A 15,929-nucleotide genomic window follows, 5' to 3' on the forward strand; every position below is an offset into this window, starting at 1 on the left:
GAACTTTATCGACCTAAAAAAACCAACAAAACATTAATATCAGATGGCGAAACTCCAGGAATACGTGATGCTTGTCCTACAGTTTTAGGTTTTATTTTAGATAACTTTTGTCTAGCCTCTGTGGATAATGATTGTAATTTATCAAAATCAAAATTATCTGAAATTCGAACATCTTCTAATCTTGATAGTTTATTTACAATTAACTTTTCTCTATCAATATAACCACTATATTTTATTTTTACATCTGCTTGCTCAAATATTTCATTTTTTAAACATAGTAGTGTGTCGTAAAATTCCCTTATTGGTTCTAAAAATAACACATCATTTATTGAAATTTGAGGTCTTAAAAGAACATCTACCAATTTTCGAGTTTGATTAATTGGTGTAGTGTTCTTTTCTCTAAGTAAATCATTAATTTGTTTTTGTGATACGCTAGTTTTATTTATCAATACAACAAGTTTCTCAACAGCTGATTGTTTATATTTAAATAATTCTCCGCGTTCATTATTAACTAGACCTATATTAATTCCTATTGGGGTAAGCCTTTCGTCTGCATTATCCTGACGCAAAAGAATACGATATTCTGCTCTAGAAGTAAACATTCGGTAAGGTTCGTCCACTCCTTTAGTTACCAAATCGTCAATTAGTACACCTATATAAGAAGATTCACGAGAAAGTATAAGCGATTCCTTATTATGTATGATTCTTGCTGCATTGATTCCAGCAATCAAACCTTGACCAGCGGCTTCTTCGTATCCTGTAGTTCCGTTTATTTGTCCAGCAAAAAAGAGATTTTTAATCAGTTTTGTTTCTAGTGAATGGTTAAGTTGGGTAGGTTGCAAGTAATCGTATTCGATAGCATAACCTGGTCTGAATATACGAGCATTTTCCAATCCAGATATTTTAGTAAGCGCAGATACCTGCACTTCTAAAGGTAGTGAAGAAGAAAAACCGTTTATGTAATATTCGTTTGTATTCCACCCCTCGGGTTCCAAAAAGAGTTGATGCTGATCCTTATCAGCAAAAGTGCGTACTTTATCTTCAATACTTGGACAATAACGAGGTCCTACAGATTTGATTGTCCCATTAAATAGAGGAGATTCATTAAATTTTGAACGTAATGTCTCGTGAACATCAAGATTTGTATAGGTAATATAGCACGGTAATTGTTTTTCTAATGGTTTTATACTATCAAGATATGAAAATTTTTCAGGAATAGCATCGCCCTCTTGTGCTGTTAACTTTGAATAGTCAATAGTTCTACCATCAATACGAGCAGGAGTTCCGGTTTTCATTCGTCCCACTTCCATTCCCAACTGGCGTAGTTGCTCTGTAATTCCATACGAAGCCATATCTCCAGAACGACCACCATAAAGTTGTGCACGTCCAACATGCATCAACCCATTCATAAACGTTCCAGTGGTAAGTACAACACTTTTTGCAGTAAACTCAACACCCAATGCAGTGCGAACTCCGTTTACAACGTTGTTATTAATCAAAAGATTTACAACAGAATCTTGCCAAAAGAAAAGATTCTCGGTATTTTCGAGCATTTCACGCCACTTTAAAGAAAAAAGTGAACGATCACATTGGGCTCTTGGACTCCACATTGCAGGTCCTTTACTCCTATTAAGCATTCTAAACTGAATACTACTATAATCAGTAACAATAGCAGAATATCCTCCAAGAGCATCAATTTCGCGAACAATTTGTCCTTTTGCAATTCCCCCCATCGCTGGATTGCATGACATATGTCCCATTTTTGTCATGTCCATTGTTATAAGAAGGGTTTGAGCACCAAGATTTGCTGCGGCTGCAGCAGCTTCGCAACCGGCATGTCCTGCCCCAACGACAACCACGTCGTAATTAAAAACCATATTTAAATAATCGAAACGTTAAACTTTGAAAGATAGTAGTTCTCCTTTTTACGCATATTTTTCTCTTCATCTTCCGATTTATCCTTATAACCACAAAGATGAAGAACTCCATGAACTATTACTCTACACAATTCTTGATTTTCATCAACCCCAATCATCTCTGCATTCGATTTTACGGTGTCAATACTTATCATCAAATCACCCGAAATTTTTTTCTTTTCTGTGTTATCAAAAGTGATAATATCCGTATAGTAATCGTGTTGCAAATACTGTCGATTTGTTTCAAGAATATACTCGTCGTTGCAGAATACATAATTTAGGGTACCAACCTGGTACCCTTCTTCTGCTGCAACATCTTTCAACCACGTCTTTATCTTTAGAGTTTGCTTTGGCTTAAAGCTTACTCCCTCTGCAAAAAAATTAACTGCCAAAACTTATATATTAAAATAAAGTTGAACTCTGTTTCCTGTTGTATTAAACTCAAAATAATCAGATAATTTCATCATCAAGAAAACCCCCCTCCCATCTGGATTTTCCAAATTTTCTGGAGAGGTTGGATCAGGAATATGAGTGTAATCAAAACCAGATCCTTCATCTTCCACATAAACAACTACTCTATCACTTAACTTTTCAAGACCAAATTGTACAGTTTTTCGAATATCGCAACAGTTACCATGATATATCGAATTTGTAATTGCTTCGAGGGATGAAACTATAAGCTTATATCGAAGAGAATTTGGTATGTCATTTTCTTTAACAAAATGAATAACAATCTCTTCTATATCATTTAAAATAATTGGATCTGACTCAAACTTGTAAATTTTCATTTGTTATTATACGCTAATAACAAAAAAAGTTTCATAGTCTATCGAGTTAACCACATCATTGGGTTTTGAGGAGTCATCTCCTTCCATACCTGAAATTTAAGTGTAGGCTTTTCGCCACCCATATCGCTATTTGCTAAAACACCTAGTATCTGCTTAGCTTTTATAGATTGTCCTTCCTTCACATTTACGTGAGAGAGGTTCGAATAAACGGTAATATAATATCCATGCCGCACTAGAACAGACCAGTTAGCCCCTGGAAGAGTGAATATTTTGCTTACTTCTCCATCATATACTGCATACACATCGGTACCCGCATTCGACGAAATGTCAACACCCTTATTCTCCGTTCTAACCCCTTTCAGAAATGGATGCTGATGCATTCCAAAACCTTCCACAACTTCACCTTGACGTACGGGCCAAGGTAATCTTCCTCTATTTGATTCAAATCTACCTGCAATCATTCTATCTTCAGGTGTAAATGGCAACGTTTTAGCATCACTACTTTCGCCTGATTTTGAAGATATACGAGAACGATTTTCCTTTTCTCTTCCACTTCTTTTAGCGAGTCTAGCAGCTTCTGCAGCAGCTTTACGAGCCGCTGCTTTACGAGCCGCTTCTGCTGCTTTGCGAGCCTCTTCTGCAATAAGCCTGCTAATTTCTCGAGAAAGTCTATCGCTTAAATTCTTGCGTATCTGAATTTCTTTTGTTAAATCTTTCTCCTTACTCTTAAGTTGAGCAGCCATTTTCTCATAGGCCTTCTCATCTTGGTCGAGTTTTCTTATTTCTTTATTTTTATCTGCCAATAAAACTTCTAAGCTGCGCTTCTTACTATTTAAATCTACTATTTCTACATTAAGAATCTGCTGCTTTTGCTCAATAGATTTTGCCTGTTGTATTCTAAAATTGCTATAAGATCGAAGATATTTCATTCTACGTATTGCCTGATGTAAATCAGAAGAAGCAAAAACGAGAGCTACAACAGAATTGCTGTTTCGCATTTTATACGCATGCTTTAACGTATTAGCATAAGAAACCTTTAAAGTATCAATATCCAAACGTAAACAATATACGGTATCCGTTTTAACCTGAATGTTTTTTGTTACAATTATAACTTGCTTATCAATATTATCAATAAGTTTTTTACGCTTTTGAATTTTAGAATTAATAAGTGCAGCTTGCTTTAAAGTAGAATTTTTTTCGAGCATTGTAGCACTAAGCTGCTCGTTAATTTTATTTATCTCTCTATCAGCAATACGCTTTTGATCCTGCAATTCTTTAAGCGATTGCGAAAAGGTTATTTGAGCGGAAAATAAAAAAAGAAGTATAAGTAGTAAACGGTACATTTCTTATTTATGATTGAGTTTTTTTAATATATCCTCAGAACGGTTTCCCCTATCGTACGACATTTGCCAGTACAATTTTGCAGTTTCTATATCTTTCAACTTAAAAAGGATATCACCATAATGCTCTAATATCGTATCGCTTTCATTACCCCCATATAGTAAAGACTGACGCATAACCGTTTTTGCTTCGTCATATTTACCCAATTTGTAAAGCAGCCATGCTTTTGTATCCAAATAGGTAGAATTGTTGGGCTCCTTTTTAAGTACAACATTAATCATTTTAAGAGCCTTAGCCAATTTCTTATCAACTAGCGAAAGATAGTAACTGTAATTATTTAGCACTTGTATGTTAGCAGGATTTACAGAAAGAGCCTCATCGTAATAGGCAAAGGCTTCATTATCTTTTCCGAGAGAGTGATATGAATCGCCAATCATGGAAAGTATATCTACTTTGACCGAATCGCTTTTCACATAAGGTAATGCGGCTTTCAGGACAAATATAGTTGAGTCAAAATCTTTCTTTTGGAAAAGCGCATATGATTTATAGAGATACAACTTAACCAACTTTGGATAGATATGAATTGCCTTCGAAGCATATAAACTAGTCGTGTCAAATCGCTTTGTATATAGATTTAACTCTATAAACTTAAAGAAGAGCGTAGAATCTTTCGATCCAGAATCCAACTTTTCCTTTAAAAAAGTATTTAAGTCATCAAGTTTACCAAGTTTACCTAAATGTTCGGCATAAATTGGATAAATGGAAGTATCTTTCGGATAAGTAACTATAAAATTGTTTATTAGAGTATCTATATTTGGATAAAACACTTGATAAAATTGCTTATTCCCCAAAAACTGATTAAAGTAGTTAACCTTATCACTATTTTTAATTTCATCATTTTTAAATATATGATTTAATATTCTAAAGTAATCGGCATAACGAGCCTCTCTACGATAGGCATCAGATAAACCAATTTGGGCTAGTGGATATGTTGGAACTAACTCAAGGGCCTTAAGGTTATATTCAATAGCCAAAGAATCGCTTCCCTTATTAGCATAAATATCAGCTATTAGGGCTAAATGTTTGGGGTTATCTGGAAAAAGTTCTACCAACTTATTTCCTACACTAATAGCAGAGTCGAGTTGATTAAGTTGTAAATACAGTTTCTGCTTATTCTCCAGTATAGCTTCGTTAATGCCATACTTAGAAGAAAACTCATCGTACAACTTGATGCTTTTTACTATATCGCCTTTTACTCCATAAATAAGCGACATGTTTAGCAATAAATCAGTATTAGCTGAATCTTTTGTTATTAGTTGACTATATACATTTAAAGCAGAATCAAGACGATTCGACCGCTGCAAATTTTGAGCATAGTTTAAACCGTAATCTTCATTACTTGGTGAATACGTATATGCTAATCCGGCATTTTTAAGTGCTTCTATTCGCTGATTTTTTCCCTGATAAATTTGAGACAGTATAAAATATGCAGCATCATTTTCCTTATTTAGGCTAATAGCTCTGTTCAGAAATTTGATTGCATTGTCAGTTGTTCCGCTATAGTACTGCTTTAGCCCCTCATAATAATTCATATCCGACATAAGCATAGTATTCTTACTAAGCTTCTTCATGGAATTATACGACGAAGAGCAACTTGCTACACAAAAACTCACAACTGCTGCAAAAAGAATCTGCCTCTTCATTTTATACTATTTTCCGGTATGACCAAAACCACCCTCTCCCCTATCGGTATCAGAAAGCAATTCCACATCTAACCATTTTATGGTTTCATGCTTTGCAAATACCATTTGAGCAATACGTTCCCCTGGTTTAATGGTATACTCTTCGTTCGAAATATTTACCAAACCAACCTTTACTTCTCCTCTATAATCAGCATCAATAGTACCAGGAGAATTTATTATAGTAATGCCATGTTTAATTGCCAAACCACTACGAGGACGAACTTGTGCTTCAAATCCTACGGGTATTTCTAAGAATAGACCAGTTGGTACAATAACCCTATTCAACGGACTTACAACAACATCTTCAGCAATGTTTGCACGCAAATCAAGCCCTGCTGAATGTACAGTTGCGTATTCAGGTAAATCGAATCCACTCTTATTTACTACTTTGACTTCCATTTTAAAAACGATTTGGCTATGGTAACAGGATTAATTTTTTCGCGATACAGAAACACTAAAACGTATGAACTGAATAAAACCGTATTTATCGCCAAACGTAAATATATATTTTCTTGGCGAACTGCCTCACTTAAAAAGTAAATGCCTAAACCTAGAACAAAGTAAAGCAAAATGGCTTTAAAGTCATATGGTATTCTAACAAACTTACGTGCAATAAAATAACTAACCACACACATCGATACAAAAGAAAGCAAACGCCCCCACGCAGCAGCCTGATAGCCAAAACGTGGAACAAAAATCATATTAAAAATAACCAATATAACTAACCCAAAAGCAGTTACATCAATAGTCTTACGTGTTTTATTATGCAACTTAAAGATAATTTGAAGATTATAAAGCAATCCTACAAAGTAGTATGAAAGTAGCAGTATAGGTACAATAGGAAGTCCTATCCTAAACTTAATTCCTTCGAGATGCTGAAATATATCAATATAAAGCGTTACTAGTAAGAATATTATCATACCAAAAATGGAGAAGTACTTAAAAACATCAGCATAAGTTTTACTCGAATCCTCCTTATTTACATTCGAAAAGAAAAAAGGTTCGGCAGCATACCTAAACATCTGAGTAAATAGAGTAAGCACCACAGCCAACTTTAGGTTTGATATGTAAATTCCCATCTGATACATTGGATTCTCACCCGATGGAAGCAAGTACTTAATACTAAAACGATCGAGTAAATCATTAATTTGCCCAACAAGTCCTGAAATAACCAATGGCAAGGAATAAATCATCATCTCCTTAAATAATGGCTTGTTAATGCGAACTGAAGGAATTCCAGCGAAGTGCATCACAACAAACAAGGTAAGGAATGAAGTTATTACGTTAGCGATGAATATTACAAGAATACCCATTTTAGGTAACGATGGAAAAAGCGAAGGAATAATGTAAATTAGAAGTAGGTTAAGCCCAACATTTACAAGTATATTCAACGTCTTGATTACAACAAATAGCGTTGCTTTATTCTCACTTCGAAGCCTGGCGAAAGGAATGGCAGCAATTACATCAAAAAATACTATCCAGCCCGATAAAATGACATACCAACGATTTGGTGAAAGATCTAACCCTGAGATAATGCTCTGGTAGCTAAACATTACATACAGTATGAATACTGATGATGTAATAAGTAAAGTTGTAAAGGAAGTTGAATATACAGATTCCTTATTTTCGATTTGATTGCTAGAAAATCTAAAAAAGCCTGTTTCTAAACCAAACGTTAGAATAGTTAGAAGTATTGGAATATAGATATAAAACTCACCATAGATGCCATACACGCTTGGTTCAAAAACCGAGGTGTAGATTGGATTCATCAGATAGTTTATAAAGCGAGCAAGTAAGGTACTTAGGCCATATATTAGCGTATGGCCTGCGAGTTTTTTTAGATTTCCCACAATGCTAGTATTCTAACGAACGACGATTAAATAAAACGAAGCCAAAGTTAGCAACGAAATATAATTTTGTATTCTCTTTCTCGTAGTAATTAACTGAAAGGCTGAGAGGTCCAACAATTGTATTATAAATCATTGATAATGAACCCATGTAAAATCTATTTTTAAATAAATTCCCATACTTTACATAGTACTGGTCGGTCTTAATAATCTCATAGAATGGCATAAATACATAGGCTTCAGCTCTTAGATAAATATTCTTAGTAAACAATACATTGGGCATTATCCCCATAGCAACATACGATTCGGAGCGATAATTTGGTAAAAATAACGTTTTACTCTGTGGAGATGGTGCAAAGTAAGGAGCGCTCAACAACGTAGCAGTATAATTGTTAAAAGCCTTCTTAGTAGTATAAACGCCATCAATCAGTACTCCAGCCCAAACATTATCAGCCAACTTGTGATAGCTCTGATTGTATAACCTTAATGCCAACCAATTATGATTGTAAATGCTCTTTGAAAGAGTTGGTCCTGTATTTCCAGGTGTGTTCTTTTCATTTCCAAGCACATAAGAAACGCTAATATAGTGCTTACGCCCTCGATATGGATACATTACTTGATTGAGCGTATTCTTATCGAATGAAACTGAGAACTTATGGAAGTTAAAGCTAGTTCTATCTGGCTCATCGCTTTTCAAAAAGTTCGTAATCTGATAGTATTCATCACGGTTATTTCCAAAATTATAGCCAATCTTTAAAGAAGATGTGGAACTAACGGGAAATCCATAATTCAATCGTCCAAAAAACTCGTACTGCTTCAAGAAACTAGGGCGCAAATCTTCAAAAAAGGGATCTGGATTGCTATTAAAGTAGTCCAACCGTTGTAGAGTAAATGCAATATCGTAGAAAAAGGGTTTTCGGTAGGAAAAATCTTGCCTTAAACCAAGCTGGAGCGAACTGTAAAGCCTTCCAAAATATATATTACCAAATATCCTCGTATAACTTTTAGCAAAGTACTTGTAGGTTAACCCCAAATAACCTTGATTCATAGAACTTGATGAAATATTTCCACCAAAATCAATATCTAAATCGTTGTTAGCTTTCAAATTAAGCAATAGTTCGAACATCTTCGTGCTATCGCTGTAACTGGTAGTAGGAAATATTGAGGTAATAGTATTATCGCTAAGCAGCTTAAAGTACTCCTTCTTAAACTTGTTAAAGGTAAAATGATCTTCTTTTTTAGAGAGGAAGAGTCCTGTAACATAATCTTCCTGCTTACTATTTAGCCCTTTAAACTTTACCCTATCGAAAATTAATGGAGGTACACGCTTTACAAAAGCCTCTCGCCTATCTTTTACTTCTTGCACTCCTACTCTTCGCGATATGTGCTTCTTAATTATATCCATCTTTGCAAGAGTAGACCTATACCCTTGATCAATTATCTCCTTAGCCTTAACCAAATCCAAAAGACTAATATTGGCAAACGTATTCTCTATTACAAGACCTTCATCATTTGGAATGGTGTAGTTAGTTCGGCCCATAACCATACTTTCGATCTGTTTAAGCAAATTTTCTTCATCGGGCTTCGTAGGATTACCTGAACACTTTGATCCGATCATGTAATCAGGATTAAAGTCGCTTTGCATTACATCCCAAGGAAAATTGTTGTAGATGCCGCCATCAAAAAGAAGAGTGGAATCGATGGTTATAGGCTTAAAGTAGAAAGGAAATGTCATTGAGGCACGAACTGCCGAACCCAAATCTCCGCGTCGAGCAACATACTGCCTATTGTTGTAGACATCGGAAGCAACGCAGCGAAATGGAACAAAAAGACTGTCGAAGTTATTTTTTGCAAGCGCAGTTGGACCTGCCAAGTACTCCTGCAAGGCTAAGTCCATTTGATGCGAGGGTATAAGGTTGGTGGGCAGCTTAGGCATGCTGAGCGAATCTTTTAAGCTGAACTTGAAAGAGAACATGGCAGCATTCGGATCGAGCTTTTTGTAGAGGTAAAGGTAGTCGTCCTCTATTTGACCAGTAGACCACTGCAAAAAATCGGGTGAGGTAACCATTTTTATCATATCGTCTGGCGACATGCCTATGGCATACATGCTACCAATAAGAGCACCCATTGATGTTCCAGAGATATAGTCGATAGGAATGCCGTTTTCCTCGAGAGCCTTTATAACTCCGATGTGCGAAAGACCCTTTGCCCCTCCCCCACTTAGGACTAGCCCAACCTTCTGCGAATATGAAAAATCAAAACTTAAAAGAAGAATTATTACAAGCAGCGCTCTTTTCATTCTTTGCCAATATCTTTGCATATTGTGCGAAATTTAAACTTAAAAGTTCGAACAGGGAATGAAACTCAAAAAATTAGCTTTTTTAACTACCATTCTAGCAGCCTTTAGTATAAATACGATGGCCATAAAGGAGCCTACGGTTGCCATAAAAACGAGCGAAGGTACCATTAAGGTGAAGCTGTACAACGATACCCCACGCCACCGAGATAACTTTATAAAGCTGGCAAAGGCGAAGTTTTTTAATGGCATAATCTTCCATAGGGTTATTAAGAACTTTATGATCCAAAGCGGCGACCCCGATTCGCGCAATCCAAAAGCAGACTCGACCTACGGCGAAGGCGGACCAGGGTACGATTTACCCGCAGAGATCGTAAATACGCACTTCCACAAAAGAGGGGTGCTTGCCGCAGCTCGCGAGGGAGATAAAACAAACCCCGAACGTAAATCCTCCGGATCGCAGTTCTACATTGTGCAGGGTAAAAAGTTTACCAATGCCGAACTGGATGCTGTGGAAAAGAAGGTGTCCGATAGGTTTCGAATGGGCATCATCCAAAAAATATTTGAAGAAGAAAAGGCTAAGCCCGAAAACAACGCGCTTAGCGCCGAGGAGTTTAAGAACACGGTTAACCTAAAAGTGGAGGCTGCCGTAAACAGCGCTCCCCCCTTTAAAATATATGAAGAACGAAGGGAAGTGTACAAAAAAACGGGCGGATCGCCTCATTTAGACGGTTCATACACTATCTTTGGCGAAGTAATTGAGGGTATGGATGTAGTAGACAAAATTGCCGCTACTCCTACTAATCCTAAAGACCGTCCGCTAAAGGATATCTTTATTTTGAACGTTAAAGTAATTAGATAGCATCATGCTCGAGACAATTCAGCAACTATTAGACGAAGTTGAAGCCTTTAAGGCGGATAACCTACAGCAGGTAGAGGAATTCAGAATTAAGCTACTGGGAAAGAAAGGCTCTATTACCCAGCTGTTCGCTGAATTTAAGAACGTACCTGCTGAGCAAAAAAAGGAGATTGGACAAAAGATCAACGTGCTCAAGGACGCTGTTCAAGATAAGATTAACTCCATCAAGGAAGTTCTTGAAAATAAGGATGAGGATGGCGAAAAGGTTGACATTACCCGCCCTGGAACGCAGGACGAGATTGGTACACGCCACCCCATTTCGCTGGTTAAGAACGAAATGATTGCCATCTTCAAGAAGTTGGGCTTTTCGGTTGCCGAGGGACCCGAAATTGAGGATGACTGGCACGTGTTTGGCGCGCTAAACTTTCCACCCGAGCACCCTGCCCGCGATATGCAGGACACCTTCTTCATCGAAAAGAACCCAGATATACTGCTTCGTACGCATACCAGCTCCATTCAGGTGAGAACGATGCAAACCCAGAAGCCCCCTATCCGCGTGGTGTGCCCCGGTAGAGTGTTCCGTAACGAAGCCATTTCGGCACGTGCGCACTGCATCTTCCATCAAATTGAAGGATTGTACATCGACGAGAACGTATCGTTTGCCGACCTTAAGCAGACGCTGCTCTACTTCGCCAAGGAGCTTTTCGGCGAAAACGTAAAGATCCGCCTACGCCCATCGTACTTCCCCTTCACCGAGCCATCGGCTGAGATGGACGTATCGTGCACCATTTGCGGCGGCAAGGGCTGCAACGTGTGCAAGCACACCGGCTGGCTGGAGATTATGGGCTGCGGAATGGTAGACCCCAACGTGCTGGAAGCTTGCGGTATCGACAGCAAAAAGTACAGCGGCTACGCCTTTGGTATGGGATTGGAGCGAATCGCCATGCTGAAGTACGAGATCAAGGATCTCCGCCTGTACTTCGAGAACGACGTACGCTTCCTTAAGCAGTTTAAATCGTCGCTATAATCAGCATAAGCTATAAAGAAAAGGCTTCCAAGTTGGAAGCCTTTTCTTTTTCAAAGCATTCGCCTTACGCTACTCCCCGTTCACTCTTCGGTAACCACCTCGAAGGTTACCGGTCCGATGTGGCGGTACATGGCCGATACGCCGCAGTACTTCTCCTGCGAGAGGTCGATAGCCTTCTGTATCTTCTCCAAGTCGAGCTCCTTGCCCCTGAACTTGTAGATAATCTTAAAATCGGTGTAAACCACAGGGTGCTCGCTGGTTTTGTTCGAAACCACATCAACAGTAAAATCGTCATAGGGCATCCGCATCTTACCGAGGATCGAAACCACATCCATTGCCGTACATCCGGCAAGGGCAAGCAGCATCAGCGCCTTGGGGCGGGGACCGCTATCCGTACCACCCACCGATTGGTCGGCATCGATGGCAAGCGTATGCCCGTTTACCTCGCCCTCGAAGGCCATTCCGCTTTTCCACTTAAGGGTAACTCTATCTGCCATAGCATTCAGTTTTTCTCTATCTACAAAGATAGCCAGCGAATGTTTACCGCTTAAAGGCATTTTATGAAAACAGCACCTGCCACCAATACCTACAAAAGCCAACAATACAATAATTTATACTAATAGATGAAGTAGCATTGCTGTCGCTCAATAGTAGTTCCTCTAAGGGAAATCTACCGTTGTCGTCGCTCAATAGTAGATTCTCTAAGGGAAATCTACCATTGTTGTCGCTCAATAGTAGATCCTCTAAGGAAAATGTACCATTGTTGTTGCTCAATAGTAGATCCTCTTAAGGAAATCTACCATTGTTGTCGCTCAATAGGAGATTCTCTTAAGGAAATCTACCGTTGTTGTTGCTCAACGGTAGATTTCAGCAGTAAAAGTCTTGTATTTGTTGCAGGGAGATTGCCCTGCTAGCATCAGCAGAATATTCTAAAACAGCCTTCCAGGCTCGGCAAACCTATCGACGCCAAGGTGCTGGTAGGCGAGTTCGGTAACCTCGCGTCCGCGTGGGGTGCGCTTAATGAAGCCCTCCTTGATGAGGAATGGCTCGTACACCTCCTCGATGGTTCCGGGATCCTCGCCCACGGCGGTAGCTATGGTGTTAAGCCCAACGGGACCACCTTTGAATTTATGGATTATAGTGGTCAAAATTTTATTATCCATGTGGTCGAGACCGTACTTGTCGATATTGAGTGCTTCGAGGCAAATACGGGCTATTTCTACGTCAATAAAGCCCGATCCCTTCACCTGGGCGAAGTCGCGCACGCGCCGAAGCAGCGCATTGGCGATACGGGGTGTCCCGCGGCTGCGGAAGGCAATCTCGAAGGCTGCATCGTCGGATATGCCAATATTTAGAATTGCCGAAGCACGCTTTACGATGCGCTGGAGCACGGTTGAATCGTAGAACTCCAGGTGGCACTGAATGCCAAATCGAGCGCGTAACGGACTAGTAAGTAAGCCGCTTCGGGTGGTAGCGCCAATCAGCGTAAAAGGATTAACCGATATCTGGATGGATCGGGCACTTGGACCCTTATCCAGCATGATATCGATAGTGTAGTCCTCCATGGCCGAATAGAGGTACTCCTCGACAACCGGCGAAAGACGATGAATTTCATCGATAAAGAGCACATCACCCTGCTCCAAGTTGGTGAGCAGGCCAGCCAAATCGCCCGGCTTATCGAGTACGGGTCCCGAAGTTATCTTTAAGTTTACGTTCAGCTCGCGGCTGATGATATGCGCCAGCGTTGTTTTCCCCAAACCTGGGGGACCGTGCAAGAGCACGTGGTCGAGCGCTTCGCCGCGCATCAGGGCAGCCTGAACGAATATGCGGAGGTTTTCGACCACCTTCTCCTGCCCGCTAAAGTCTTCGAACTCCCGCGGACGGATTTCGGTTTCGATATCCTTATCGGTCTCAACGCTATTTTCCCTTCGTGGGTCAAAAGAATCGCTCATGCTACAATCCTAGCTTAGCAGATATTTCCAACATTGCCTTTATCGACTTTACTGCCTTACGGCTAACCTCTTCGTCAACCACCACCTCGGGCATCTCGTACTTAAGGGTGTTGTACAGCTTCTTAAGCGTAATCAGCTTCATGAAGCTGCAGTTGTTGCATCCGCAGGTAGAGTCGAGCGGCGGTGCAGGAATAAACACCTTATCGGGATTAGACTTATGCATTTGGTGGATGATGCCGGTTTCGGTGGCAACGATGTACTCCTGGGCATCGTCGGTGGTCGAGAACTTAAGCAGCTCGGCAGTCGACCCCACATGATCGGCAACTAGCAGAATAGGCTTCTTGCACTCGGGATGGGCAAGAATTTTTGCGTTTGGATGCTCCTTCTTCAGCTCCAGGATGCGCTCAAGGCTAAACTCCTCGTGCACGTGGCAGGCACCATCCCAAATAACCATATCGCGCCCCGTAAGGTTTTTGATGTAGCTCCCCAGGTTACGATCCGGTCCGAATACTATCTTAGCATCCGCAGGAAGGCTTTCGACTATCTGTACCGCATTGCTCGATGTACAAACTATATCGGTCAGCGCCTTCACGTCAGCCGTAGTATTAACGTACGATATTACAGTATGGTCGGGATACTTCTTCAGGAACTCGGCGAAATCCTCAGCCTTGCACGAGTCGGCAAGCGAGCAGCCCGCATTTAAGTCCGGAATCAGCACCTTTTTCGATGGCGAAAGAATCTTTGCCGTTTCAGCCATAAAATGAACACCGGCAAACACAATGATGTCGGCATCCGTCTTGGCAGCCTGCTGCGACAGCGCCAAGCTATCACCTACAAAATCGGCGATATCCTGAATGTCGCCCGTTTGGTAGTAGTGCGCCAGGATAACGGCGTTCTTCTCTTTTTTGAGGCGAGCAATCTCGGCAACCAAATCGACGCTGCTATCCACAGGCTCATCAACGAACCCCTTCTTCAAAACATCATCTCTAGATATCATTATTATTCTTTTCTTTTTAAAAAAAATGAATGATGTAAATGTTATCCTGTTAGCTCTGTTGATAACTAGGATGACATCCGTTTGCAAAAATCACAATTAAAACGCTAAAAACAATGTATTAACAGCTAAAAGCCCTAAGTGAGGATTGACAAACAGCCAATTCCAAACTTTATTAACAGCTGTTGACAGCATAGAGAGTTAGTAAAAAGTTGGTTCGAAAGCCCTCCAAAAGCTTAGCTAACGCTGTTTATAACGGCTAGCTTTTTGTAAAAACTAATGCTTTGATTTAACATTCCTATTTTGGCTTATCAAGATTCACGGTTATTCCAAGAGATAGTTTTAAAAACTAGCTCACCAAAGCTCATAAGCTATCAACAAAAAGGGTGTTAGCTTTGGTGGCTGTTAATAACTGTGAAGTTCAGGAAGTTTGAATTGTGCAAGAAAAAGAAATCAACAGGCATCAGAATCCATATTTTACTGGTTTTACTGTTTTCTGCAGATTCAATTTTCTCGCTAAGTCTGCTGATAGCAATGTTATTAACAGCAGCATGGCGAAAGATGTTGACTTTTGCATGAAAAAATAAAAAAAGGCGCCTATGGCGCCTAGTCTAATATCTTGATACAAGAATCTTGTGTCTTATCTTAGCATGGAATCTTATCAATACGCGCCTGATGCCTTCCTCCTTCGAATTCGGCGTTAAGGTAGGCATCTACAATGGCTTTAGCCTCCTCGAATGTGACAAAGCGAGCAGGAAGGGTGCATACGTTAGCATCGTTGTGCTGCTTGGCAAGAGCGGCAATCTCGGGGATCCAGCAAAGAGCCGATCGGATACCCTTATGGTGGTTTAGCGTCATGTTAATGCCATTTCCGCTGCCGCACATGGCAATACCGCGTTCAAGTTCGCCGTTCTCAATAGCGTTGGCTAAAGGATGGGCAAAGTCTGCATAGTCAGCGCTTGCTTCGGAGTAGTTGCCAAAGTCAACAATCTCGTAGCCTAGCGATTCAAGGTATTCCTTAATCTTAACCTTCATCGAATAGCCTGCATGGTCGCTAGCCATTCCCAACTTCTTCTTTTCCATTGAGTAGAGTCTTTTGCTTTTTCTGATGGCAAAGGTAGCGATTATATCAGATGATAGAAGTGAGATGCTAGATTTTAGAAGGAA

14 protein-coding genes are annotated in these 15,929 nt (G+C 39.8%); 2 read left to right on the forward strand and 12 right to left on the reverse strand.

Annotated elements, in window-relative coordinates; all coding sequences use genetic code 11:
- Positions 1–5: 5 nt before the first annotated feature.
- From mnmG to ACHZA1_RS08750, 8 genes are all read right to left on the reverse strand, one after another.
- Positions 6–1,877 carry a tRNA uridine-5-carboxymethylaminomethyl(34) synthesis enzyme MnmG gene (gene mnmG, locus ACHZA1_RS08715; protein WP_320054853.1) on the reverse strand — a complete coding sequence of 624 codons (1,872 nt, stop codon included), beginning with the start codon at positions 1,875–1,877 and terminating at the stop codon, positions 6–8.
- A 2-nt stretch (positions 1,878–1,879) separates the two neighbouring features.
- Entirely contained in the window at positions 1,880–2,308 is a 429-nt protein-coding gene (gene ybeY / locus ACHZA1_RS08720; protein WP_320054854.1) for an rRNA maturation RNase YbeY, read from the reverse strand.
- Between the two features lie 3 nt (positions 2,309–2,311).
- A complete protein-coding gene (locus tag ACHZA1_RS08725) occupies positions 2,312–2,704 on the reverse strand; it encodes an ATP-binding protein (protein ID WP_320054855.1) in 393 nt (130 codons plus the stop codon).
- Positions 2,705–2,742: 38 nt separating this feature from the next.
- Positions 2,743–4,047 (reverse strand): peptidoglycan DD-metalloendopeptidase family protein, encoded by a 1,305-nt coding sequence (locus tag ACHZA1_RS08730; RefSeq protein ID WP_320054856.1) that lies wholly within the window; start codon positions 4,045–4,047, stop codon positions 2,743–2,745.
- A gap of 3 nt (positions 4,048–4,050) precedes the next feature.
- The gene (locus tag ACHZA1_RS08735; RefSeq protein WP_320054857.1) at positions 4,051–5,748 is read right to left on the reverse strand and encodes a tetratricopeptide repeat protein; all 1,698 of its coding nucleotides are present in this window, start codon (positions 5,746–5,748) and stop codon (positions 4,051–4,053) included.
- 6 nt (positions 5,749–5,754) lie between these two features.
- The gene (gene dut, locus ACHZA1_RS08740; protein WP_320054858.1) at positions 5,755–6,186 is read right to left on the reverse strand and encodes a dUTP diphosphatase; all 432 of its coding nucleotides are present in this window, start codon (positions 6,184–6,186) and stop codon (positions 5,755–5,757) included.
- Positions 6,171–7,556, reverse strand: coding sequence for a polysaccharide biosynthesis C-terminal domain-containing protein (locus tag ACHZA1_RS08745; RefSeq protein WP_320054859.1), 1,386 nt, complete (start codon positions 7,554–7,556; stop codon positions 6,171–6,173). Before ACHZA1_RS08745 ends, dut begins: the two co-directional genes overlap by 16 nt.
- A gap of 85 nt (positions 7,557–7,641) precedes the next feature.
- Positions 7,642–9,954 (reverse strand): patatin-like phospholipase family protein, encoded by a 2,313-nt coding sequence (locus tag ACHZA1_RS08750; RefSeq protein WP_320054860.1) that lies wholly within the window; start codon positions 9,952–9,954, stop codon positions 7,642–7,644.
- A 37-nt stretch (positions 9,955–9,991) separates the two neighbouring features.
- On the opposite strand from ACHZA1_RS08750, the gene ACHZA1_RS08755 reads away from it, so the two are divergent.
- Both ACHZA1_RS08755 and pheS read left to right on the forward strand, forming a co-directional pair.
- On the forward strand, positions 9,992–10,792 hold the full coding sequence (locus ACHZA1_RS08755) for a peptidylprolyl isomerase (protein WP_320054861.1): 801 nt from the start codon (positions 9,992–9,994) through the stop codon (positions 10,790–10,792).
- A 4-nt stretch (positions 10,793–10,796) separates the two neighbouring features.
- A complete protein-coding gene (gene pheS, locus ACHZA1_RS08760; protein ID WP_320054862.1) occupies positions 10,797–11,816 on the forward strand; it encodes a phenylalanine--tRNA ligase subunit alpha in 1,020 nt (339 codons plus the stop codon).
- 80 nt (positions 11,817–11,896) lie between these two features.
- Here pheS and ACHZA1_RS08765 read toward each other — a convergent pair whose 3' ends face one another.
- The 4 genes from ACHZA1_RS08765 to rpiB all read right to left on the reverse strand — a co-directional run bounded on the left by ACHZA1_RS08765 (position 11,897) and on the right by rpiB (position 15,845).
- Positions 11,897–12,313, reverse strand: coding sequence for an OsmC family protein (locus ACHZA1_RS08765; protein WP_320054863.1), 417 nt, complete (start codon positions 12,311–12,313; stop codon positions 11,897–11,899).
- A 432-nt stretch (positions 12,314–12,745) separates the two neighbouring features.
- Positions 12,746–13,768 (reverse strand): Holliday junction branch migration DNA helicase RuvB, encoded by a 1,023-nt coding sequence (gene ruvB, locus ACHZA1_RS08770; RefSeq protein ID WP_320054864.1) that lies wholly within the window; start codon positions 13,766–13,768, stop codon positions 12,746–12,748.
- A gap of 1 nt (position 13,769) precedes the next feature.
- Positions 13,770–14,765: a quinolinate synthase NadA gene (gene nadA, locus ACHZA1_RS08775; protein WP_320054865.1), complete on the reverse strand. Its 996-nt coding sequence runs from the start codon at positions 14,763–14,765 to the stop codon at positions 13,770–13,772.
- A 642-nt stretch (positions 14,766–15,407) separates the two neighbouring features.
- A complete protein-coding gene (rpiB, locus tag ACHZA1_RS08780) occupies positions 15,408–15,845 on the reverse strand; it encodes a ribose 5-phosphate isomerase B (protein ID WP_320054866.1) in 438 nt (145 codons plus the stop codon).
- Positions 15,846–15,929: the final 84 nt, after the last annotated feature.

The organism is uncultured Acetobacteroides sp. (assembly GCF_963667355.2).
Lineage (GTDB): Bacteria > Bacteroidota > Bacteroidia > Bacteroidales > ZOR0009 > Acetobacteroides.